Here is a 22,525-nt window from a genome sequence, read left to right on the forward strand (position 1 = left end):
GCAGACATAAAGGGGACGAGGGAATGATGAAGAGACTGCTGGCCTGGATCATCGTGCTGGTGGCCCCGGCCGCCGCGCTGGCACAGACGCCGGACCCAGCTCTCGATCGCGCCGCAGCGCTGATTGCGGGCGCGGCGCAGTGGGAGGTTCGCGAAAAGCAGATCCCTTCGATCGCGGTGGCGATCATCGGCCCGGAAGGCGTGCGCTGGTCGGGCGCATGGGGCAAGGCGGATGCCAACGGCAAGATGCCGGCGTCAGCCGATACGGTTTACCGGGCGGGCTCCGTGAGCAAATTGTTCACCGACGTCGCCGTGATGAAGCTGGTCGAGCAGGGCAAGCTGAAGCTCGACGTTCCCGTCCGCACCTATCTGCCGACGTTCCAGCCCAAAAACCCGTTCGGCACCGAGATCACGCTGCGCCAACTGATGACGCACCGCAGCGGGCTGGTGCGTGAATCCCCGCGCGGCAACTATTTCGACATCGACCCCAAGGGGCAGGCCGATGCCGTGCTCAGCCTGAACGACACGACGCTCGTCGCCGCGCCGGGGACGATCACCAAATATTCGAACGCCGGGATCGCAGTCGTCGGCGAGGTCGTCGCGCGCGCAACCGGCACGTCCTTCGAAAAGGCGCTGCACACGCTGGTGCTGGACCCGCTCGGCATGGCATCGAGCGGGCTTACGGCGGCCCCGTTCGCCGGGCGCATCGCCTATAGCGAAATGGCAGCGTTCGACGGCCCGCGCGTCGCCGCGCCGCCGATTGAACTCGGCACGCCCGCCGCCGGGAGCCTGTTCACGACGACGGGCGACCTCGGGCGGTTTGCGCAGGCGCTGCTGAACAAAGGCGCGATGCCGAACGGCCGCATGCTGAACGTCGCCTCGCTCGACGAGATGTGGAGGCGCCAATACCCGGATTCGGGCGCGCGCATCTTCGGTCTCGGCTTCGTCGTCGCGGACATGGACGGCAAGCGCGTCGTCGGCCACGGCGGCGCCATCTACGGCCATTCGACGCAGTTGCTGGTGATGCCGGAAGCCGGCGTCGGCGTTGTCGCGTTCACGACCGTCGACGCGTCCAACCCGATCACGAACAAGCTGGCCGACTATGCGCTTCGCACCGTGCTCGCGCTGAAGGCGGGAACCGAAGTGCCCGTATACGCGAAAGGCGAGCTTGTGACCGGCGCCGACGCAAAGCGCCTTTCCGGCTGGTTCACGAACGGCAGGCAAAGCGTCAGCACGCGCATCTACAACGGCCGTCTCGTCATCGACGCTCCCGAACTGGTCGGCGACATCCGCCGGACAGCCACGGGCTTCATCGTGGAAGACGCGCAGACGCGGTTCGACAAGCTTGCCATCGCCGACGACGCCTCGTGGATCGAAATCGGCGGCGTGCGCTACGCGCGCGGCGAGATGCCCGAGCCGCCGCTGCCGAACGCTGAACTCGCCTCGCTCGTCGGCGACTATGGCTGGGAGCACAACGTGCTCCGCATTTACGAACGCGACGGCAGGCCTTTCGTGTGGATCGAGTGGACCGAGCACACGGAGCTGACGCGCACGGCGGCCGACCGGTACGCCTTTCCCAACGATCGCGGTCTCTATCCCTTCGAAGCGCTGACATTCGAACGCGACGGTTCCGGCGCGGTGACGGCCGCGAACCTCGGCGGTATCCGCTTCCCGCGCCGCGATTTCGGCGCGGAGGTGCAGGCGAAGGTCCGTGCGGGCGTAGAGGCCAATTTCGCCGGACTTCGCGCCGCCGCGCTCGCCGCATCGCCGCCGAATGAGCCGCCCTCCGCAAAGCCCAGCGATCTCTACGCGATCAACAAGGCCGACCCGACGATCCGGCTCGATGTGCGCTATGCGGGCACCAACAACTTCATGGGCATCCCGGTTTATGAAAGCGCCCGCGCCTATCTGCAGCGGCCCGCCGCCGAGGCGCTGGCGCGTGTCAACCAGGCGCTGCGCAAACGTGGCTACGGCCTCCTCATCCACGACGCGTATCGGCCGTGGTATGTGACCAAGATGTTCTGGGATGCGAGCCCGGTTTCGAGCCGCATGTTCGTGGCCGACCCTTCGAAGGGTTCGCGCCATAACCGGGGCGCGGCGGTCGATCTCACCATGTTCGAACTCGGCACCGGCAAGCCCGTTGAGACGACGGGCCGCTACGATGAGTTCTCCACCCGCTCCTACTCCAACTTCGTGGGCGGCACCGACCATCAGCGCTGGCTGCGCGAGGTGCTGCGCAGCGCGATCGAGGCAGAGGGCTTCGACGTCTACCCCGAGGAGTGGTGGCACTTCGACTACGGCGACTGGCGGGACTACCCGATCGGCAACAAGACCTTCGAGGAACTGGAGGGCCGCAAACGCCGTTGATCCTCCGCTCGGTTTGATCGGAGTCATGGTTGGCGCACATCGTCCGGTGCAAAAAACTTGCGCCGGGCGCTTGCGTTGCAAAACTGCAACACCATATCGCGCTCAGACCATGATTGCCCGCCAAGGGGGATGTAAACGCTATGAATATCGAGAAATTCAGCGACCGCGCCAAAGGCTTCCTGCAGTCCGCGCAGACCGTCGCGATCCGCATGAGCCACCAGCGTGTGGCGCCGGAGCATCTGCTGAAGGCGCTGCTGGAGGACGATCAGGGCATGGCGGCCGGTCTCATCCAGAAGGCGGGCGGCGACGCGCGCGCTGCGGTGCGTGAGGTCGATCAGGCGCTCGCCAAGCACGCGCAGGTTTCCGGCGGCGGCGCGCAGGGCGTGCAGTGGGACAACGACACTGTGCGCGTGCTGACGCAGGCCGAGGAGGTCGCGAAGAAGGCCGGCGACAGCTTTGTCACCGTCGAACGGCTGCTGCTGGCGTTGACGCTGGCGAAGGAAACCGCTGCGGGCAAGGCGCTCGCTACCGCAGGCGTGACACCGCAGGGCCTCAATAGCGCGATCGAGGAATTGCGGCAGGGCCGCACCGCCGACACGGCGGGCGCCGAAGACCGTTATGACGCGCTGAAGAAGTTCGCGCGTGATCTGACCGAAGCGGCGCGCGCGGGCAAGCTCGACCCCGTGATCGGCCGGGACGAGGAAATCCGCCGCACGATCCAGGTGCTGGCACGCCGCACGAAGAACAACCCCGTGCTGATCGGCGAGCCGGGTGTCGGCAAGACCGCGATCGCGGAGGGTCTCGCACTCCGCATCGCCAACGGCGACGTGCCCGACGGCATCAAGGATCGCACCGTGATGGCGCTCGACATGGGCGCGCTGATCGCGGGCGCGAAGTATCGCGGCGAGTTCGAGGAGCGCCTGAAGGGCGTGCTCGACGAGGTGAAGGCCGCCGAGGGCGACATCATCCTGTTCATCGACGAGATGCACACGCTGATCGGCGCGGGCAAATCCGAGGGCGCGATGGACGCCTCCAACCTGCTGAAGCCCGCGCTCGCGCGCGGCGAGCTGCACTGCATCGGCGCGACCACGCTCGACGAATATCGCAAGCACGTGGAGAAGGACCCTGCCTTGCAGCGGCGCTTCCAGCCCGTGTTCGTGGGCGAGCCGACCGTGGAGGACACAATCTCGATCCTGCGCGGGCTCAAGGAGAAGTACGAGCTTCACCACGGCGTGCGCATTACCGACGGCGCGCTCGTCTCCGCCGCGACGCTTTCCAACCGCTATATCACCGACCGCTTCCTGCCGGACAAGGCCATCGACCTGATGGACGAGGCTGCGTCGCGTCTGCGCATGGAGGTGGAATCGAAGCCCGAGGAAATCGAGAACCTCGACCGGCGCATCATCCAGCTCAAGATCGAGCGCGAGGCGCTGAAGAAGGAGACTGATACCGCCTCGAAGGACCGCCTTGCCAATCTGGAGCGCGACCTTGCCGAACTCGAAGAGCAATCGTCCGGGCTGACCACCCGCTGGCAGGCCGAGCGCGAGAAGATGCAGTCGGAGACAAAGCTCAAGGAGCAGCTCGACGCCGCGCGCATCGAACTCGAACAGGCGCAGCGTTCGGGCGATCTCGGGCGTGCGGGCGAGCTCTCCTACGGCGTCATTCCGGGGCTCGAAAAGCAGCTTGCCGAGGCCGAAGGGGCCAGCAAGGGCGCGATGGTGCGTGAAGAAGTGACCGCCGACGACATCGCCGCCGTCGTTTCGCGCTGGACGGGGATTCCGGTCGACCGGATGCTCGAAGGCGAGCGCGAGAAGCTGCTGCAGATGGAGGCGCTGATCGGCAAGCGCGTGATCGGGCAGGAGGATGCGGTGAAGGCTGTCTCCGCCGCCGTGCGCCGCGCGCGTGCGGGTCTTCAGGACCCGAACCGGCCGCTTGGCAGCTTCCTGTTCCTCGGCCCCACGGGCGTCGGCAAGACCGAACTCACCAAGGCGCTCGCCGAATTCCTGTTCGACGACGCGGGCGCGATGGTGCGCATCGACATGTCGGAATACATGGAGAAGCACTCGGTCGCCCGGCTGATCGGCGCGCCTCCCGGCTACGTCGGCTACGACGAGGGCGGCGTGCTGACCGAAGCCGTGCGGCGCAGGCCCTATCAGGTCGTGCTGTTCGACGAGGTCGAGAAGGCACACGCGGACGTGTTCAACGTGCTGCTGCAGGTGCTCGACGACGGGCGCCTCACCGACAGCCAGGGCCGCACGGTGGACTTCACCAACACGATCATCATCCTCACCTCGAACCTCGGTTCGCAGTATCTCTCGTCGCTGCGCGACGACCAGACGGTGAAGGACGTTGAGGATGAGGTGATGGCCGTGGTGCGCGGGCATTTCCGGCCCGAGTTCCTGAACCGCCTCGACGAGATCATCATGTTCCACAGGCTCGCGCAGGCGCACATGGGGCCGATCGTCGATCTGCAGCTGGCACGCGTGCAGAAACTGCTCGCCGACCGCAAGATCAGCATCGACCTCACCCCTGCCGCGCGTGACTGGCTGGGGCGGGTCGGCTACGACCCGGTGTACGGCGCAAGGCCGCTGAAACGCGCCGTGCAGAAGTATCTGCAGGACCCCCTCGCCGACAAGATCCTCTCCGGCGAGATCGCCGACGGCGCGAGCGTGAAGGTCGACGAAGGCGACGGGGCGCTGGCGTTTCAGGTGGGCTGATCTATGTTACGCTCCAGTCACGTCCTGGAGCGGAACATGAGCTTACCGAATACTAGACTTTCCCGGCGTGCGTTTCTTGCTGCTTCGGGAGCGCTGGCAGCGACGGCGTGTGCCACGCTCCCTGAAACGCCGCGCGCAAAATACATCGACGGTCTCAGCTTCCTGCCGCAAGATCTGTCGGAAATCGCCGCTGCCGGTCTTTCCGCCATGATCTGCGACGTTTCCGAAATCGAGGAGATCCGCGACAAGGACAATATTCCCCGATACCTGCGCACATTCGAAGCCAACGACAAGGCTATCGATGCGGCCGCGGCACGCCTTGAAAATTCGCCATTTGCATATCTTGCCCTGCACGGCAGCGACATCGGAAAGACGCCGGGCTGCGCCACGTTCCTGCAATTCCAGTCCTGCGAACCGATCGGCAGCGACCTCGTCAGGATCGGCCGTTTTCATGCCAAGGGGCTTCGCGTCCTCCAGTTCACGCACCACAACAACAATCTGTTTGCCGGCGGTGCACTCGAACGTATCCAGAGCGGCCTCACGCCGCTCGGCCGGGAGGGGCTTGCCGAAATGAACCGGCTGCGCATTCTGCCCGACGTGTCGCATGGCTCTGAGGCTACAATGCTGGAAGCCGCGAAGGCCAGCCGCACGCCGGTCGTGTATTCCCACGGCGCGTGTCGCGCCATTGTCGATAACCCGCGCTGTATTCCGGATTCAGCGATCCGTGCAATCTCCGAAGGCGGAGGCGTGATCGGCATCTTCATGATGAGTTTCTGGCTGACGCGCGACAACCCGCCGACACCCGAGCATCTCGTTGCTCACATTCGCCATGTCATCAAGGTCGGCGGAATTGACGCGGTCGCAATTGCCAACGATTTTCCGATGGCGGGACAAGCCAACCTCGCAAAGCTTGGGAACGACAACGCGGAAGGCGTCAAGGAATACCTGCCGTGGTGGAAGGCCATGCGCGATTCCGGAATTCCCGGCTTCGAGATCCTGCCCGAGCACGTGGTAATCCCGGCACTCAATACGATCGATCGCCTGCCACGTATTCATGCGACACTGGAAAGCGCCGGGTTCCGAGCGAGAGAGATCGACAGGATCATGGGCGGTAACTGGCAGCGCGTGCTGACCGACGTTCTCGGCTGAGAACCAGACAAAAAAGAGGAGGGCAAAGGCGAACCCTTGCCCTCCATTTCTTTACACCAGCCCTTCAGGCCGGGCAGTTTCTAGAACTTGAAGTCGACGCCTGCGTACAACATCCGACCATAGAGATCGTACGTGTTTGCAGATGTTTGAGCACCCGGGAAGGTCACCTGGTTGGTGTCACCAAAGATCGGAGGCTTCTTGTCGAACACGTTGTTCACGCCGAAGTAGAAGGCATACTTCTTCTCTTCGTCCAGCGAGAAGCGCACCTGCGCATCGTGGTACCAATAGGCGCCCGTCGAGATCGGTGCCGTTGCGGTAAGCGAGTCAACAACGGAGCTCATGTAGTTCGTCCGCCAGTTGAGCGACAGGTTCTCAAGCGAGAAGGTGACGGAAGCGCTCACCTTGTCCTTGAAACCCGTGCCGAGACGTCCGCAGCTGTAGCAATCAAGCTGACCGACTTCCTCCTGTGTCGGGCCACCCGGGAACGAAGTCTGTTCCTGCGTGAGCAGGTGGGTCCAGTACACCGACAGATCAAGTTTGCCGGCTCCCAGATCGGTACGATACGCCGCCTGAGTGTCGATACCTTCAACCTTGTAGGAACCAATGTTGAGGTTGAGCGCATCGACCTGCGTAACAAAGCCATTCGCATCGCGATGGATGTTGTCGCAGAACAGGGCGAGGCCGCTGCCGTTCAGGCACTCGTCGAGCGATGTCTGCTGACCGATGATGCCAATCGCATCCTGAACCTTGATGCGATAGTAATCGATCGTCAGGCTGAAGCCCGGCAGGAAGCGCGGCGTGATCACCGCACCGGCAGTCAGTGTCTTCGCGGTTTCTTCCGTCAGATCCGGATTACCGCCCGTGAAGCCATTGATCGACTGGATCTGGGCAGTGGTGTACCCGAAGAAGCCGTCCTCGGCGACCGTTGCGGAAATGCCCGGAATGGCAAGACACGCGGCCGACAGCGGCAGCGTCGCCGGAGCGCCGTCGCCGTTACCTTCCCGCTGGTCGCACGGATCGACGATAGCCGGGAACGTTTCATTCTGCGCGGAGAAGAGCTCCGAGATGCTCGGTGCACGCGTGGCTTCCGCGTAGATCGCACGGAAACGGATATCCGGCGTCGGCGCGTACTCACCGCCGGCCTTCCAGCTCCACACGCCGCCGACCGTCGAATAGTCGGCATAACGGATGGCGCCTTCAACACCGAGATAGTGGATGCCCGGACGCTCCGAGAGGATCGGAGCCACAACTTCGATGAAGCCTTCCTTGACGTTATACTTACCGCGCGTGTCGGAGAGCATATTGCCGAGCGTCAGACCGTCGTTCGTCGCCTGATCGAAATCTTCGGTGCTGCGTTCACGCCGATATTCGAAGCCCGTAGCAATGCTGAGCGCACCGCCGGGAAGATCGAACACTTCGCCCGAGATCGTCGCAGAGAACACGTCCTGCTTGACCTTGGCGTTATACGTGGAGAGCTGGCCACCGTTCGTCACGTAGTTCGCGGCGGCCGCGCTGACGGTGTTGAAACCGAAGATGTTGATCGGCACGCACGCCGCATCATCGTTCGTCGTATCCGCATCGACGTTGATACGGCAAACCGGCGCACCGCCGGGGCCGGCAACGGCATCAAGCGCGTTCCGATAATTCGGCGCGAGGATGGTTTCCGAAGCGGTGTAATCCTTCATTTCGCCGTGGGTGTAATAGATGTCCCACTTGAAACGCTCACCGATATCACCGCGCAGACCCGCGACGACGCGCCATGTTTCGCGGTCGTTCACGTTGCTGCGATCGAAGATGTCGTTCGAACGGCGGCGGAACGGCAGCGCAGTCACGCCTTCATCGATCATCGCATCGCGAATCTCGGTGGGGATGAACGGGTTATCGATCGGAATACCTTCGTAGAACGTACCGTCCAGATAATCGAGGTCCGTATAGGCAACCGCCTGCGGTTCGAGGCTGGAACGCGACTTCGTCTTCGCGAAGGTGCCTTCCACATACGCCGTCACACCATCGGCGACTTCATAGCTGCCGAGACCGGTGACGAGATAGCGCTCGACGGGAACGGAGAGGTAGCGATCGAAGTTGCGGTTGTAACCGTCGATATTCGCGCTCTGGTAGGGCTTCAGGACGTTCGTCTCGCTGAAGGTGTAGGTGGCCGCCCCAGGAGCGAAGCTGCCGTCCGGGCTGAACAGACCCTGCGCCGCAAAGGAGCTGCGGTTGGGAATGTCGCGCTCGGAGAAACCGCGGTTGCGCGAACGCAAGCCCTGGTCACGATCGTAAGAACCGTTCAGCACGATGTGTCCACGGCCATCGGCGAACGAGGTGCCGCCCGTGACGGACACGAGCTGACGTCCGGCATCACCTTCATCCGAGATCGTGCCCTGACCGCGGATGCGAAGGCCCTCGAACTTGTCGTCGAGAACGAAATTGACGACGCCGGCGATGGCTTCGGAACCGTAAACGGCCGACGCGCCGCCCGTCACCACTTCAACCCGGCTGATCAGGTCCGTCGGGATGTTGTTGAGGTCGACGATGGAGGTGCCGGGAAGGCCTGCGACATACCGGCGGCCGTTCACAAGAACGAGGGTGCGCGCGGAGCCGAGGTTACGCAGGTTGACAGTCGCCTGACCGTTACCCGTCGTGGAGAAGTTGCTCGAGGTACGGCTGAAATTCTGGCCGACCGACGGCAAATCCGCCAGAACGTCCTGAATGTTGGCGGCGCCGGTCTCGAGAATCTGAGTCTGGCTGACTGTAGCGGCCGGCACAGACGACGAGAGTTCAGGGCGCGCGATGCGCGAACCCGTGACGATGATCACGTCTTCGACAGCGACGTCGTCCTCGCCAGCCTGCTCCTGTGCGAAGGCAGGCGCGCAGATTGCGGACGCAGCGATCAGTACGCTGCTTGTGCACAGCGCACGACGATAAAGCGAAAATTTCGCGTTGTTCACATCCCAGTCCTTTTAACATTGTCCCAGTTTTGTCGCCGATACCTGTTGCATGAATGCACCGGTGCGGATTGGCCTTGTTTCGGTCCGTCGTCCCCTTTCCGATGCCGAAACACGTATCGACGCAGTCCATTTTGGACTTATGCGTTTGTCCCGAAATGTTGTTGAAGTGTAAAGCAGCTCAAAGACGGCCGGATCGCTTCAAACCGGCGGTGTGATGCTGACGCAACAGTGAGTGCGCACAGGTAACGAAATCAGCACTTAAATTGTAATTTTATTACCGTTTAACAACGGACGGCAAGGCCTGTGACAACAATGTGGCAGGGTCGAACGCACAGGCCGGCAAATCATGCCGCACCACAGACGTGCCGCATCACGCGACTGGCACCATCGAAGGCGGCAATGATTTCATTGTCTTGCCGCCGACCAGCGCGGCGTTAGAGGCGGCCCAGGGCCCGCATTTCAGAGTAGCGGGCAGCGGCGGCTTCGCCGGAGACATAAGCCTCCTGAAGCTCGTGACTCCAATAGCGCAGGTTCTGCAGCGGAACGCGCGTACCGGTGACCGCGCAGGTCACATGGTCGCCCTGCTGAAGCACGCGGTAGGAGCCGGAAAGATACTGGAGCCGCGCCGGGCGGCCTTCACCGAGTTTGAGCATAGCGGGCATAATGTCGTCTACAGGAGCTTCGCCTGCAAGGGTGTATCGCCCTGCGGAGCCGATTTGCGCGGTTTTGCCCCGACTGCGACCTCCACCGGATCGCGGCTGTCGCCGAAACGAAGCCCGAGGCGAACCTCGCGCCGCGCTTCGCCCGCACTCTTCACGAGGCTGCCGTCTGGCCGGGTGACCACGGCATAGCCGCGCGACAGGATGGCGAGCGGATTCAGCGATTCGAGCAGCCGCCCCGACGAGGCGGTCCGCTCGGCGGCGCGCTGGGCGAGGCTGAAGAGCAGTGTCGGGCGAAGGCGCGTGGCGGCGCCCGCGAGATCGTGGCGTGCGTCGGCGATGCGGCTGCGCATGGCGGCGCGGAGGGGTTCGGCGGCGCGGGCGTAGCGGGAGTGCCACTGGTTCGCGGCAGCGCGGAGGGCGCGGGGGAGACGTTCACCGATATCATCGAGACGCTGCGTCTTCATCCCGAGGATGGCCACGGGGGTTGGGAGGCGGGCGGACCAGAGGCGGAGACGCTCCGCACGCGTCTCGGTCGCCGAAGCGATGCAGCGATCGAGGCGGGCGGCGAAGGACGAGACGCCTGCGACCAGCTCGGCGCGGACGGGCACGGCTAGCTCCGCGGCAGCGGTGGGCGTGGGGGCGCGGCGGTCCGAGGCGAAATCGATGAGCGTGGTGTCGGTTTCGTGGCCGACGGCGCTGATGAGCGGGATTTCGGACGCAGCGGCAGCGCGCACGACGATTTCCTCGTTGAAGGCCATCAGGTCTTCGATCGAGCCGCCGCCGCGTGCGACGATGATCACGTCCGGGCGGCGCGGCATGGCGTTGAAGCCGCGGATCGCCGCGGCGACCTCGTCGGCCGCACCGTCGCCCTGCACCTTCACCGGCCAGACGAGCACATCGCGCGGGAAACGATCACCGAGGCGTTGGAGGATATCTCGGATCACCGCGCCCGTGGGCGATGTGACGACGCCGATCAGCTCGGGCAACCAGGGAATCGGCCGCTTGCGCTCGGCGGCGAACAACCCCTCGGCGGCGAGCATCGCCTTGCGCCGCTCGATCATGGCGAGGAGAGCGCCCTCGCCCGCGAGTTCCAGCGATTCGACGACGATCTGATACTTGGAGCGGCCCGGATAGGTGGTGAGACGGCCGGTGGCGACCACCTCCATGCCGTCTTCGGGCCGGAAATTAAGGCGCGCGCGCCCTCCCTTCCACATCACCGCATCGATCAGCGCCGCATCGTCCTTGAGTGCGAAATAGGCGTGGCCGGAGGCTGGCACCTTCCAGCCCGAAATCTCGCCGCGCAGACGCACGTTGCCGAACTGATCCTCGATGCTGCGCTTCAGCGCCGAGGAGAGTTCGGAGACGGTGAATTCATGGGCGTTGTCGGGGGCGTCCATCAGGCGTTGCTAAGCGCTCGGCGCACGCTCTACAAGGCCCGGCCATGAACATCCTCCTTATCGGCAGCGGCGGCCGCGAACATGCGCTCGCCTGGAAAATCACCCAGTCGCCGCTCTGCGACACGCTGTGGTGCACGCCCGGCAATGCCGGGATCGCGGACGTTTGCGAATGCGTGCCGCTGAACACCGCCGATCATGCGGCCGTGATCGACTTCTGCCGCACGAACACCGTGGGCCTTGTCGTCGTGGGGCCGGAGCAACCGCTCGTCGAGGGGTTGGTGGATGCGCTGACGGCGGCGGGCATCAAGACGTTCGGCCCGACCGCGAAGGCCGCGCAACTTGAAGGCTCCAAGGGCTTCACGAAAGACCTGTGCAAGCGCGCGGGTATCCCAACCGCCGCTTATGAGCGGTTTACCGACGCGGGCGCGGCGAAGGCCTATGCGGCGGCGCGTGGGCTTCCCATCGTCATCAAGGCGGACGGGCTCGCGGCGGGCAAGGGTGTGATCATCGCCGAGACGCGCGAAGACGCGGACGCGGCGATTGAGGACATGTTCAGCGGCAGCTTCGGAGCTGCGGGTGCCGAGGTGGTGATCGAAGCGTTTCTGACCGGCGAGGAGGCGAGCTTCTTCGCGCTCGTCGACGGCAAGACCGCCCTCCCCCTAGCCTCCGCGCAGGACCACAAGCGCGTCGGGGACGGCGACACCGGGCCGAACACCGGCGGCATGGGCGCCTACTCGCCCGCGCCCGTGCTGACGCCCGAACTCGAAGCGCAGGTGATGCGCGAGATCGTGCAGCCCACGGTGGACGCGATGGCGGCGGACGGCATCCCTTATGTGGGCGTGCTCTACGCGGGGCTGATGCTGACCGAAACCGGCCCCCAGCTCATCGAGTACAACGCGCGCTTCGGCGACCCGGAATGCCAGGTGCTGATGCTGCGCATGAAATCGGACATCGTGCCCGTGCTGCTCGCGGCGGTGGACGGCGGGCTCGAACACGTCAGTGTCCAATGGCATGATGCCCCCGCGCTGACGCTGGTGATGGCGGCCGAGGGCTATCCGGGCACGCCGAAGAAGGGCACGGTGATCGAAGGCACCGAGACGGCTGCGGGCGAAGGCGTCGTCATCTTCCACGCAGGCACGGCGCGGAACAGTGAAGGCCGGCTCATTGCGAACGGTGGGCGCGTGCTGAACGTCACGGCGGTGGGGCAGACCGTCCGCGAGGCGCGCGATCGCGCTTATGCGGCTGCCGAAAAGATCAGGTGGCCGGAAGGCTTCTACAGGTCAGATATCGGCTGGAGAGCCATAAAGCGGGAGGAATAAACGGCGTGAGCGACAAGCAGGAGCAGTTCTCCGGGACGCAGGCCGTGCGCGATCAGCACCGCTTCGACGAGGCCTGCCTCGCGGATTGGATGCAGGCGAATGTGGAGGGCTACAAGGGCCCGCTGACGGTCGAGCAGTTCAAGGGCGGGCAATCGAACCCGACCTACAAGCTGGTGACGCCCGCGAAGAATTACGTGATGCGCCGCAAGCCGCCGGGGCAGCTGCTGAAATCCGCCCACGCGGTCGACCGCGAATATCGCGTGATCAGCGCGCTCTACGCGCAGGGTTTCCCGGTCGCGCGCGCCTATGGGCTCTGCACCGACGAGGACGTGATCGGTACGTGGTTCTACGTGATGGACTGCGTGGACGGGCGCGTGGTGTGGGACACGTCTTTCCCCGGCGAATCCCCCGCAAGCCGCGCTGCGCACTTCGATGCGATGAACAAGACGATCGCCGACCTTCACAATTTCGATCCCGAAGCGATCGGTCTTGGCGATTTCGGCAAGCCCGGCAACTATTTCGCCCGCCAGATCACGCGCTGGGCGGGGCAATACAAGGATGACGAACAGGCCGGACATTTCGAGGAGATGGACCGGCTCTGCGAATGGCTGCCCGCGAATATCCCGCCGGGTGACGAGACCAGCGTCGTCCACGGCGATTATCGCGCCGACAACATGATCTTCCACCCCACCGAGCCCAAAGTTCTCGCGGTGCTGGACTGGGAGCTTTCGACGCTCGGCCACCCGCTCGCCGACTTCACCTATCATCTGATGATGTACCGGATGCCGCCGGAAGAAACGGCAGGCCTGGTCGGCAAGGATCTGGTGACGCTCGGCATTCCCAGCGAGGCCGAATATGTCGAGGCCTATTGCCGCCGCACCGGGCGCAGCGGGATTCCCAATCTCGATTTCTATGTCGCTTTCAACATGTTCCGCCTTGCCGCGATCATCCACGGCATCAAGGGGCGGTACATTCGCGGCACAGCTTCCAACGCCCACGCCGCCGCGATGACCGAGCGGTTGGTGCCGCTCGCCAAGCTCGCATGGGCGCAGGCGGAAAAGGCGATGCAGGCGGGTTAGCGCCCTACCCCATCTCTTCCCCTGGAAAGGGGGAGGCCGGGTGGGGGACGATGCTGAGGGTTGCGCCAGTGACCCTCCCCTACCCCTCCCTTTCAGGGAGGGGTTTTCTGGTTAGTTTCCGCCCTCACCGGCGCCGCGCGACACGGGCTTCCAGTTACGCACGAAGCTATCGAGGAGTTGCACGCCATAGCCCACCGCGCCCTTCGGCGCCTTGGGCTGGCCCTTGTCCGTCCAGACCGTGTAGGCGACATCGAGATGCGCCCACGGCGTTTCGGGTTTCACGAACGCGCCGATGAAGTACGCGCCGAGGCCCGCGCCCGGCCTGCCGCCTTCAGCCGAATTCAGGATATCGGCGACGCCCGATTTCATCGTTTCGGCGTAGACGGGATTGAGCGGCAGCTGCCAAAGCGGTTCACCGACCGCCTTGCCCGCCACCGAGAGCTGCGCGGCGAGCGCATCATGACGGCTGAAGAGCCCGGCATATTCGTCACCGAGCGCACCGCCGACCGCGCCGGTGAGCGTTGCGATATCGACGATCGCCGCCGGGTTGTATCGCGCGTCCGCATAGGAGACGGCGTCGGCGAGCACGACACGGCCTTCGGCGTCGGTATTCGTCACCTCGATCGTCTTGCCGTTGTAGGCCTTCACGACATCGCCGGGCCGCGTCGCCCCGCCGTCCGGCATATTCTCGGCTAGTGCGGCGACGGCCACGACGTTGACGGGCGCGCCGCTCTTCGCAAGCGACAGCGTGGTGCCGACAACCGCGGCGGCGCCGGCCATATCCGTCCGCATCCGCCACATGCCCGCGCCGGGCTTCAGCGAAATGCCGCCCGAATCGAAGGTGATGCCCTTGCCCGCGAGCACGATCGGCGCCTCGCTGCCGCCGCCGCGATACTCGACGATGAGCATCCTCGGCGGGCGCGGCGAGCCCTTGCCGACGCTGAGGATCGCGCCCATGCCGAGCTTTTCCATCTCCGGCACGCCAAGCGCCTCGATGCGCACCTTGGCAACGCCCTTGAACGCTTCGCGCACACGCTCCACGAACACTTCGGGGTATTTGACGTTCGAGGGCTCGCTGATGAGATCGCGCGTAAGCGTGACCCCCTCGACAAGCGCCTTGCCCTGCCCGGCGTAGCTTTCAGCCCCGGCTGCGCCGACCACGGTGAGCGGCGCATCCCGGCCTGCTGCACGCGGCTTTGCGGAGGGCGCCTTGTAGCGATCGAAGCTGTAGCCGCCGAGGTCCGCGCCGATGGCGAGATTGGCGGCGGCATCCGCCACGCCCGGCGCGAGGCCTGCGGCGAGAAGCGCCACGGGACCGTCCGCCGATCCCGTTTCTCGTGCTGCGAGACCGCCGATGTCCTGAAGACCGGCGGGCGTCGCTCCATCTTTCGCACCAATGACGACAATCTGTTGCCAGGCGCCGATGCCGCGCAGGACGAGCGTCGAATTCGCCTTGTAGTCGAACGCCGCAGCATCGAGCGCACGGCCCACGGCATCGCGAGTTGCGGCATCGAGTGAACCACCGCGCACAGCCAGATCATCTTTCGCAGCAAGCGGCAGAACGATCGCCGCGCTGTCTGTCGGCGCACGATCCGCAAAGGTGACCTGACGCGCTTCGGCTGCCGCCGTCACAAGAAAACCCGCAAGCGATACTGCAACAACATAACGCATTCGTAGACGCTCCTCACGACAATTCCCCGACAATGCCAGCTGCCGTACAGACGATGCAAGCTTATCAGCAGAAACCCACATCTCTTGAACTTATCTTCTATTAACCTTGACCGTAAGCACCTCCTTCAAGGGTGTCGTGTCAAAAGGTGCGCCGGGGCATGGCGCGAATCGCGCTTCAAAAACAGGAACTTCGGGTGCTAAGGCGAATTCGGTGCGATCAGGTACGGTCCGGCATGTTCATACACGCCATGGAAGGATCCTGGTTTGCGCACCCCTTCATCAAAGCGGGCTTTATTCTGAGCGACGCTGCGGATGTCGAGGCATTGCGCAGCAGCCGTCTCGATGGCGTCGTTATCGACACCGAGAAGGGTGCCGACATCGTCCTGGAACAGAAGATCGCACGCCCGGCGCCTGCCTGCGATGAACGCGCAGAGCCGAACCGCGCGGCCCAGGCAACCGCGGCCACGCGGGAGGTGGTCGTTCCGCTGAACATAGAGACTGTACCGGCGGTTACGGCTGTCGCATCGGACGCGCCCTGCAGCATGGCCGAAGAATATGGGCGTGCAAATGCCATCGCCGCACACGCCAAGAGCGTGATGACCGAGCTTTACGATCAGGCGCGGCTGGGCAAGATCGTGGAGGCGGACACGCTGGTGCCGCTCGTGGACGACATCGCCGGTTCGCTTGCGCGCAACCGATCCGCGCTGACCAGCATTCTACGGCTCAAATCCAAAGACGAATACACTTACGTGCATTCGGTGGCGGTTTCTGCGCTGATGATCAACCTCGGACGCGAGATCGGCGGATTCGATGTTGGGGCACTTCGCAATATGGGTGTTGCCGGGCTTCTGCACGACATCGGGAAGATGTCGATGCCGGAGGCCGTGCTCGGCAAGCCCGGAGACCTCACCAACGAAGAGTTCTCAATCATGAAGACGCACCCGGAGCGTGGCCACGCGCTGCTCCGGCGCAGTCGCGAAGTGCCCGATATGGCGCTCGACGTCTGTCTGCATCACCACGAACGGGTGAACGGCACCGGCTATCCCCAACGGCTGAAGGGCAACCAGATCACATTGTTTTCGCGCATGGGGGCAATCTGCGACGTGTATGACGCGCTGACCTCGAACCGCCCCTACAAAACCGCGTGGGAAGCGAACAGGGCGCTGAAAACCATGTTCAGCTGGCGAGGGCATTTCGATACCGACATTCTGACGGCGTTCATCCGCTCAGTCGGAATTTATCCGGTGGGAACGCTCGTGAAGCTGCGCTCTGACCACCTTGCAATCGTGGTCGACATCAACACTGCAGACCTGACCCGGCCCATTGTGCGCGCGTTCTATTCGACCGCGAATCGCTCACTCATCCCGCCACAGGACATCAACCTGTTGCTGGGTGGGGACGGCGACGTGATCGTTTCTTCCGAAGACCCTGAAGCGTGGGATCTGACAGACTGGGAAACGCGCTGGAGCGCCCTCGCCGCCTGATTGCGGGGGATAGATCGCGGCCGCGGCGTTTTCTAAAGTCGGCGCGAACCAGCAAGAGGCCCATCCCCATGCGTCCGATCGATATCGCCGAAGTTTCGAAACGCCTGCTCGGCAGCGCGCCGGAAGACCTCGGGCACCATGAAAAGCGCGTTCTTGAACATGTTTCGAAACGGACGCCGATCAGCCGCGATGCAGGTCTGCTCGCCGAGGAAGGCGCGACGTTCGGCGATCGACTGGCGGACCGTGTCGCCGAGGTCGGCGGCTCGTGGGGCTTCATCATCGCCTTCGCGCTGGTACTGCTCGGCTGGATGCTGCTGAATGGCGGAATCCTGCCACGGCTGGGGCTGACGTTCGACCCCTACCCCTACATCTTCCTCAATCTGATGCTGTCCACACTCGCAGCCGTGCAGGCGCCGATCATCATGATGAGCCAGAACCGGCAGGCGGACAAGGACCGGCTCGCCGCGCGGCTCGACTACGAGGTGAACCTGCGCGCCGAGCTTGAAATCCTGCGCCTTCACGAAAAGCTCGACATGGCGGTGATCGATACGCTGCACCGGCTGGAAACCGAGGTCGCGGAGCTCAGGGCGCAGCGTTAGGGTTCGGGGTTCGCCGCGGGCGCCGCGAGGAGCCGGTCGATCTTGCGGCCGTCCATATCGACGATCTCGAAGCGCCAGCCGTCGTAGGCGAAGGTCTCGCCGATTTCGGGCAGGTGCGTCAGCACGCTGAGCGCGAAACCGGCGACGGTCTGGTAGTCGCGATCGGCGGGAAGGCGCGTGCCGAGCGTCTCGGCCATTTCGTCAGCAGGCATGGAGCCGGCGAGCAGCCAGCTGCCGTCGGCGCGCTCCACGGCGTCGGGCTCGCTGCCCTCGTCGAGATCGGACTTGAACGCGCCCGCGATCGCCGCGAGCAGGTCGGCGGGGGTGAGAATACCTTCGAAATGGCCGTACTCGTCGTGAACGAGCGCGATCGGCACGTCGGCGCGCCGCAAGACCTCGAGCGCGTCCGCCGCATCCATCGCATCCGGGACGACGGGCGCGGGCCGGAGCAGTGCCTTCAGATCGAGCGGACGCCCATCGAGGATCGCGGCCACGACATCGCGCGCCTGCACGACGCCGACGATCCGGTCGACAGAGCCTTCCGCCACCGGCAGGCGCGTGTGCGGGGTCGCGATCAGCTCGGCGCGAAGCTCGGCCTCGTCGGACTCGATGTCGAGCCAGTCGATTTCGGTGCGCGGCGTCATCACCGCGCGTACCGAGCGATTGGCGAGGCGCATGACGCCGCTGATCATCTGGCGCTCGCTCTCCTCGATCACCCCGGCATTGGTCGCCTCGGAGACGATGAGGTGGAGTTCCTCGGCGGTGACATGATCGGCGTTTTCCGCCGCCGCGCCGAACAGCCGCAGCAGCGTCTTCGTCGACCGCTCCAGCACCCAGACGAGCGGCGCGGTGACGCGCGAGAGCACCGACATGGGCGCCGCGATCAGCACGGCAATGCGTTCCGGGCTGCGCAGCGCGAGCTGCTTCGGCACCAGCTCGCCCACCGTGAGCGACAAATAGGTGATCAACGTGACGACGAGCACGATCCCGGCTTCGCTGGACAGCCTTTCCGGCACGCCGAGCGCATGGAGCCGCTCCGCCACTGGCCCGCCGAGCGTTGCGCCCGAATAGGCGCCCGCGATGATGCCGACGAGCGTGATGCCGATCTGCACGGTGGAGAGAAAGCGCGAGGGTTCGTCGTGGAGCGACAGCGCGATGCGCGAGCCGGACTTTCCGGCGTTCACCATGGCCTGCAGTCGCGCCCTTCGCGAGGAGACGACAGACATCTCCGACATGGCGAACACGCCGTTCAAAGCAATGAGAACCAGGATGATCCCGACGTCGGACCAGGGGAAAGGTTGCATGATCACCTTTCCTTATACGGCGGAAACAGGCATTTGAAGCCCGGACTTGGGGGAAGGGATCGCAATGCTGAATGTCGTTACGCGCGAGGGCAAGGAACCGGCGCTCGCGCTCGTCCACGGCTGGACTTGCGACCACCGCGCCATGCAGCCGGTCGCGGATGCGTTCCCGGCGCAGAAGACGGTGATGCCCGACCTCCCCGGCCACGGCGCGAGCCCGAAGACGGGCGACTATGCGATCCCGGCGCAGACCGACGCCGTGCTGGCAGCGATGCCCGAACGCGCGATCTGGGTGGGCCATTCGATGGGCGCACAGATCGTGGTGGAAGCCGCCGCGCGTGCACCGGAGCGCGTGATGGCCGCCGTGCTGCTCGACCCGGCGGCAATCCAGCCGATGGAAGCGGCCTTCGCGGGGCGGGACCGGATGAAGACGGACCTTGCCACGACGGACGACTTCCCCGCACTGATGCGCCGCTTTTCAGGCGGCATGATGATCGCGCCGACCGATGCGGCGGCGGTGCGCGCACTCGCCGACACGCAGGCTGCCAGCGATCCCGATGTCGCACGCGCAGGCTGGGACGCAATCTGGAACTGGGACGGCCCATCGGCATTCGCTGCGCTTTCGGTGCCGACTCTCGTCATCACCGTCGAGCGGACGATGAACCGGCTTTCGGACCTTTCGAAGCTCAATCGCCGCATCGCGACCGCGCAGGTGACGGGATCGGGCCATATGCTGCAGTTCGAAGTGATGGATCAGGTGACGGCGATGATGCGCCGGTTTTTTGATCTGAACGGTCTGCTCAGCACGCGTTAATCTGAATTGCTGTTGGAACAAGCACGCGGCTTCCCGCGTATTTGCGGCGCAAACGGAAATGGAGATCAGGGGCTTATGTCTATCCGAGCGAAACTGATTGCAGCCACCGGGGCCACGGCCCTGCTGCTGACGACGGCCTGCGTGACCAACCCGGAAACGGGCAAAAAGGAAATCTCGAAGACCGCGATCGGCGCCGCACTCGGCGCAGGCGCGGGTGCCGGCCTTGGAGCGATCATCGGCGGCAAGCGCAATCGCACCGAAGTTCTGGTCGGCACCGGCATCGGCGCGCTCGCGGGCGCGGCGGTCGGCGCCTACATGGACAAGCAGGAGAAGGAACTGCGCGAGAAGACCGCGGGCACGGGCATCGATGTCGTGCGCCAGGGTGATGAGATCGTGCTCAACATGCCTTCGAAGGTGACGTTCGACGTCGATTCAGCACTCGTCAACGCGCAATTCCAGCCGACGCTGAACGAGGTCGCGCGTGTGCTCTCGCAGTACGAGAAGACCTTCGTCGACGTGGTCGGCCACACCGATTCGACGGGTTCCGACGCCTACAACATGACGCTCTCGCAGCGCCGTGCGGACAGCGTCGCTACCTATCTGTCTTCGAACGGCGTGCTGCGCGCGCGCATCGCGACACAGGGCATGGGCGAAGGCCAGCCGATCGCCAGCAACGACAGCGAAACGGGCCGCGCGCAGAACCGCCGCGTCGAGATCAAGCTGGTGCCGGTGACGGAAACCGCGACAAGCTAGGAAAGATTGCCGACAAACAATTGGGCCGAACAACCGCCCGGCCCAGTTGGCGACCCATGTTTGGGGTGCGTACATCATCGCAGAACGGGATTTTCCGAGCACTATCAATACTCGGAGGCCCGTTCGGCATGAGTCACGCGAACTCGTTTTTCTTATTGAGAATGATTCTCAAATAAGATAGAGGCCGTTTCATGACGAACACACTCCAAATCGACGACTGGAACGGCGCGACGGGCGCGCGCTGGGTGGACAACCAGGAACGGCTCGACCGCATCCTCGCGCCCTATGGCGACGCCGCGCTGGCGGCGGCCGCGGCGAGACCGGGCGAGGCGGTGCTCGACATCGGCTGCGGCGCAGGTGTCACGACGCTGGCGCTTGCCGCAGGCGTGCAGCCTGGCGGCCGCATTGTAGGCATCGACATCTCGGAGCCGCTCATTGTGCGTTCCCGGGAACGCACCGCGGCCGCAGCGCTGCCGATCGACTTCAGGCTGGAGGATGCGAGCCGCGCCGCCCTGCCCGCAGCCGCCTTCGATCTTCTGTTTTCGCGCTTCGGCGTGATGTTCTTCGACGCGCCGACGGAAGCGTTCCGCCACATGCGCGCCGCGCTGAAGCCCGGCGGTCGCCTTGCCTTCATCTGTTGGCGCAGCGCAGCGGAAAACGACTGGGCGAAGCTGCCGATCGCAGCGCTGCGTGGCATCGTGCCGATCCCGGAATCAAACCCCGAGGCGCCCGGCCCCTATGCGTTCGGCAACCGCGCGCGGCTTCAGGGCATTCTAGAGGATGCCGGTTTCATCGATATCGAAATCCAGCCGTTCGACGCGCCGCTCATCTACGGTATCGGCGCGGACAGAGAGGCGGCACTCGACGACGCACTCGATTACATGACGCAGATCGGACCGGTGCCGCGCCTGCTCGCGGACAAGCCTGCGGACATGCACGAGAAGGCCATGGCTGCAGTACGTGCAGCGCTCGAATCCCGGCTCGGCGATGACGGAGTCGTTATTGACGGTGCGGCCTGGGTGGTGACGGGCCGCAATCCCTGATCTGTTATGGTTGCCAAATGGCATCATATGAATTATATGATGCCAAAAGGAGACGCCGTGACACCCTCGCTCCAGCTTGTCGACACCGCCCCGCAGGTGTTTCGCCCCGCACCCATCACCGACGCGGAGGGCGCGGCCATGTTCCGCGCTGCGCTGAACCTGTTCCGTGCGTGGGAGATCACCGACGAGGCGGCGGCAACGCTGCTCGACCTGCCGCTCCGCACCTACCGCCGCTGGAAGGCTGAAGGCCCGGGTCGCATGGGACGCGACGGCAAAGCGCGGCTTTCCAACCTGATGGGCATCCACAAGGCGCTGCGCATCATCTTCCGCGAACCGCATCGCAGCTACGCATGGGTAAAGGCGCCGAGCACCGTTTTCGGGGGCGAGAGCGCGCTCGACATCATGCTTGGCGGCGAACTCACCGATCTGATGCGCGTGCGCCGCTATCTCGATGCCGAGCGGGGCGGATGGTGAATGATGCAGCGATTCCGGTCGCGGTGGAGTGGAAAGGCGCGGTGCGGATCATCCGCAGCGCCTGGCCGCCCATCGACCTGTTCGAGGACATTGCCGACCCCGCCGACTGGCCGCTGCTGATCGCGGCAGAGCAGAAGACCAACCCACGCCTGATGGCCACCATCGGGACGATCGACCTTGTGCCGCCGGCGCGGCGCGTTTCCGGGCCGGGCGCGAGCTATCTGATGGCGCCCTTCACGCACATCAGCACCGACCGGCCGAGCCGGTTCAGCGACGGGCGCTACGGCGTCCTCTACATCGGCGACAGCTTCGAAACGGCGCTGTTCGAAACGGCGCACCACCACGCGCGCTTCATGGCCGCAACCGCCGAGCCGCCGGGCTGGACCTCGCAGTTCCGAGAGATCGTGCTCGACGTTTCGGCGCCGCTTCATGATCTGCGCAGCGGCGCCGAGGCCGTGCTTTCGCCCGACGACTACGGTCCCGGCCAAGCGCTCGGTATGCAACTGCGGGCGGCAGGATCCGAAGGCGTCATCTATCCAAGCATGCGCCGCGCGGCCGGCACGTGCGTGGGACTGTTTTATCCAGACCGCGCATCCCTGCCGCGGCAAGGGCGGCATCTCGATTATCATTGGGATGGCACGCGCATAGACATGGTGCGCGATGCAGGCAGCGGACACGTGTATCGGATCGTGTAGGGCCTAGAGTCGTGGGGGGGGGGGTTGTAAAGCGACCACACAACAAAAAATTTG

17 protein-coding genes are annotated in these 22,525 nt (G+C 64.6%); 12 read left to right on the forward strand and 5 right to left on the reverse strand.

The window, feature by feature from the left end; genetic code table 11:
• Positions 1-23 precede the first annotated feature (23 nt).
• From ACE3TJ_RS04350 to ACE3TJ_RS04360, 3 genes are all read left to right on the forward strand, one after another.
• Positions 24-2,366: a serine hydrolase gene (locus ACE3TJ_RS04350; RefSeq protein ID WP_374594221.1), complete on the forward strand. Its 2,343-nt coding sequence runs from the start codon at positions 24-26 to the stop codon at positions 2,364-2,366.
• Positions 2,367-2,506: 140 nt separating this feature from the next.
• On the forward strand, positions 2,507-5,083 hold the full coding sequence (clpB, locus tag ACE3TJ_RS04355) for an ATP-dependent chaperone ClpB (protein WP_374594223.1): 2,577 nt from the start codon (positions 2,507-2,509) through the stop codon (positions 5,081-5,083).
• Between the two features lie 36 nt (positions 5,084-5,119).
• Positions 5,120-6,232, forward strand: a complete 1,113-nt coding sequence (locus ACE3TJ_RS04360) for a membrane dipeptidase (RefSeq protein WP_374594225.1) — start codon at positions 5,120-5,122, stop codon at positions 6,230-6,232.
• An 80-nt stretch (positions 6,233-6,312) separates the two neighbouring features.
• Here the strand turns inward: ACE3TJ_RS04360 and ACE3TJ_RS04365 are convergent, their stop codons facing one another.
• The 3 genes from ACE3TJ_RS04365 to xseA form a co-directional block, all read right to left on the reverse strand.
• Positions 6,313-9,180, reverse strand: coding sequence for a TonB-dependent receptor plug domain-containing protein (locus tag ACE3TJ_RS04365; protein ID WP_374594227.1), 2,868 nt, complete (start codon positions 9,178-9,180; stop codon positions 6,313-6,315).
• A gap of 434 nt (positions 9,181-9,614) precedes the next feature.
• Positions 9,615-9,833: a DUF2093 domain-containing protein gene (locus ACE3TJ_RS04370; protein ID WP_374599303.1), complete on the reverse strand. Its 219-nt coding sequence runs from the start codon at positions 9,831-9,833 to the stop codon at positions 9,615-9,617.
• A gap of 17 nt (positions 9,834-9,850) precedes the next feature.
• Positions 9,851-11,239 (reverse strand): exodeoxyribonuclease VII large subunit, encoded by a 1,389-nt coding sequence (gene xseA / locus ACE3TJ_RS04375; RefSeq protein ID WP_374594229.1) that lies wholly within the window; start codon positions 11,237-11,239, stop codon positions 9,851-9,853.
• Between the two features lie 44 nt (positions 11,240-11,283).
• Between xseA and purD the strand changes: the two genes are divergently transcribed.
• Complete coding sequence (gene purD, locus ACE3TJ_RS04380) at positions 11,284-12,558, forward strand: phosphoribosylamine--glycine ligase (protein WP_374594231.1); 1,275 nt, start codon at positions 11,284-11,286, stop codon at positions 12,556-12,558.
• Positions 12,559-12,563: 5 nt separating this feature from the next.
• Complete coding sequence (locus tag ACE3TJ_RS04385) at positions 12,564-13,637, forward strand: phosphotransferase family protein (RefSeq protein WP_374594234.1); 1,074 nt, start codon at positions 12,564-12,566, stop codon at positions 13,635-13,637.
• Positions 13,638-13,748: 111 nt separating this feature from the next.
• Here ACE3TJ_RS04385 and ACE3TJ_RS04390 read toward each other — a convergent pair whose 3' ends face one another.
• Entirely contained in the window at positions 13,749-15,308 is a 1,560-nt protein-coding gene (locus tag ACE3TJ_RS04390) for a M17 family metallopeptidase (protein WP_374594236.1), read from the reverse strand.
• Between the two features lie 158 nt (positions 15,309-15,466).
• Here ACE3TJ_RS04390 and ACE3TJ_RS04395 point away from each other — a divergent pair, with 158 nt between their 5' ends.
• A complete protein-coding gene (locus ACE3TJ_RS04395) occupies positions 15,467-16,792 on the forward strand; it encodes an HD-GYP domain-containing protein (RefSeq protein ID WP_374594238.1) in 1,326 nt (441 codons plus the stop codon).
• Between the two features lie 68 nt (positions 16,793-16,860).
• Entirely contained in the window at positions 16,861-17,391 is a 531-nt protein-coding gene (locus tag ACE3TJ_RS04400; protein WP_374594240.1) for a DUF1003 domain-containing protein, read from the forward strand.
• On the opposite strand, the gene ACE3TJ_RS04405 is transcribed toward ACE3TJ_RS04400, so the two are convergent.
• Entirely contained in the window at positions 17,388-18,695 is a 1,308-nt protein-coding gene (locus tag ACE3TJ_RS04405) for a hemolysin family protein (RefSeq protein ID WP_374594242.1), read from the reverse strand. The genes ACE3TJ_RS04400 and ACE3TJ_RS04405 overlap by 4 nt on opposite strands.
• A gap of 64 nt (positions 18,696-18,759) precedes the next feature.
• On the opposite strand from ACE3TJ_RS04405, the gene ACE3TJ_RS04410 reads away from it, so the two are divergent.
• From ACE3TJ_RS04410 to ACE3TJ_RS04430, 5 genes are all read left to right on the forward strand, one after another.
• On the forward strand, positions 18,760-19,506 hold the full coding sequence (locus tag ACE3TJ_RS04410; RefSeq protein ID WP_374594244.1) for an alpha/beta fold hydrolase: 747 nt from the start codon (positions 18,760-18,762) through the stop codon (positions 19,504-19,506).
• Between the two features lie 75 nt (positions 19,507-19,581).
• Entirely contained in the window at positions 19,582-20,259 is a 678-nt protein-coding gene (locus ACE3TJ_RS04415) for an OmpA family protein (protein WP_374594246.1), read from the forward strand.
• Between the two features lie 191 nt (positions 20,260-20,450).
• Positions 20,451-21,302, forward strand: coding sequence for a class I SAM-dependent methyltransferase (locus ACE3TJ_RS04420; protein WP_374594248.1), 852 nt, complete (start codon positions 20,451-20,453; stop codon positions 21,300-21,302).
• A 96-nt stretch (positions 21,303-21,398) separates the two neighbouring features.
• Entirely contained in the window at positions 21,399-21,776 is a 378-nt protein-coding gene (locus tag ACE3TJ_RS04425) for an antitoxin Xre/MbcA/ParS toxin-binding domain-containing protein (RefSeq protein ID WP_374599305.1), read from the forward strand.
• Entirely contained in the window at positions 21,770-22,471 is a 702-nt protein-coding gene (locus tag ACE3TJ_RS04430) for an RES family NAD+ phosphorylase (protein WP_374594250.1), read from the forward strand. The genes ACE3TJ_RS04425 and ACE3TJ_RS04430 overlap by 7 nt, the downstream gene beginning before the upstream one ends.
• The last annotated feature ends 54 nt before the right edge of the window (positions 22,472-22,525 follow it).

The organism is Sphingosinicella sp. (genome assembly GCF_041916975.1).
GTDB lineage: Bacteria > Pseudomonadota > Alphaproteobacteria > Sphingomonadales > Sphingomonadaceae > Sphingosinicella.

What these genes read in the sequence shown, in the direction of transcription:
- ACE3TJ_RS04350 (WP_374594221.1), top strand. Translation starts at nt 24, where the DNA reads ATGATGAAGAGACTGCTGGCCTGGATCATCGTGCTGGTGGCCCCGGCC.
- clpB (WP_374594223.1), top strand. Translation starts at nt 2,507, where the DNA reads ATGAATATCGAGAAATTCAGCGACCGCGCCAAAGGCTTCCTGCAGTCC.
- ACE3TJ_RS04360 (WP_374594225.1), top strand. Translation starts at nt 5,120, where the DNA reads ATGAGCTTACCGAATACTAGACTTTCCCGGCGTGCGTTTCTTGCTGCT.
- ACE3TJ_RS04370 (WP_374599303.1), bottom strand. Translation starts at nt 9,833, where the DNA reads ATGCTCAAACTCGGTGAAGGCCGCCCGGCGCGGCTCCAGTATCTTTCC.
- xseA (WP_374594229.1), bottom strand. Translation starts at nt 11,239, where the DNA reads ATGGACGCCCCCGACAACGCCCATGAATTCACCGTCTCCGAACTCTCC.
- purD (WP_374594231.1), top strand. Translation starts at nt 11,284, where the DNA reads ATGAACATCCTCCTTATCGGCAGCGGCGGCCGCGAACATGCGCTCGCC.
- ACE3TJ_RS04390 (WP_374594236.1), bottom strand. Translation starts at nt 15,308, where the DNA reads ATGCGTTATGTTGTTGCAGTATCGCTTGCGGGTTTTCTTGTGACGGCG.
- ACE3TJ_RS04395 (WP_374594238.1), top strand. Translation starts at nt 15,467, where the DNA reads ATGGCGCGAATCGCGCTTCAAAAACAGGAACTTCGGGTGCTAAGGCGA.
- ACE3TJ_RS04400 (WP_374594240.1), top strand. Translation starts at nt 16,861, where the DNA reads ATGCGTCCGATCGATATCGCCGAAGTTTCGAAACGCCTGCTCGGCAGC.
- ACE3TJ_RS04405 (WP_374594242.1), bottom strand. Translation starts at nt 18,695, where the DNA reads ATGCAACCTTTCCCCTGGTCCGACGTCGGGATCATCCTGGTTCTCATT.
- ACE3TJ_RS04410 (WP_374594244.1), top strand. Translation starts at nt 18,760, where the DNA reads ATGCTGAATGTCGTTACGCGCGAGGGCAAGGAACCGGCGCTCGCGCTC.
- ACE3TJ_RS04415 (WP_374594246.1), top strand. Translation starts at nt 19,582, where the DNA reads ATGTCTATCCGAGCGAAACTGATTGCAGCCACCGGGGCCACGGCCCTG.
- ACE3TJ_RS04420 (WP_374594248.1), top strand. Translation starts at nt 20,451, where the DNA reads ATGACGAACACACTCCAAATCGACGACTGGAACGGCGCGACGGGCGCG.
- ACE3TJ_RS04430 (WP_374594250.1), top strand. Translation starts at nt 21,770, where the DNA reads ATGGTGAATGATGCAGCGATTCCGGTCGCGGTGGAGTGGAAAGGCGCG.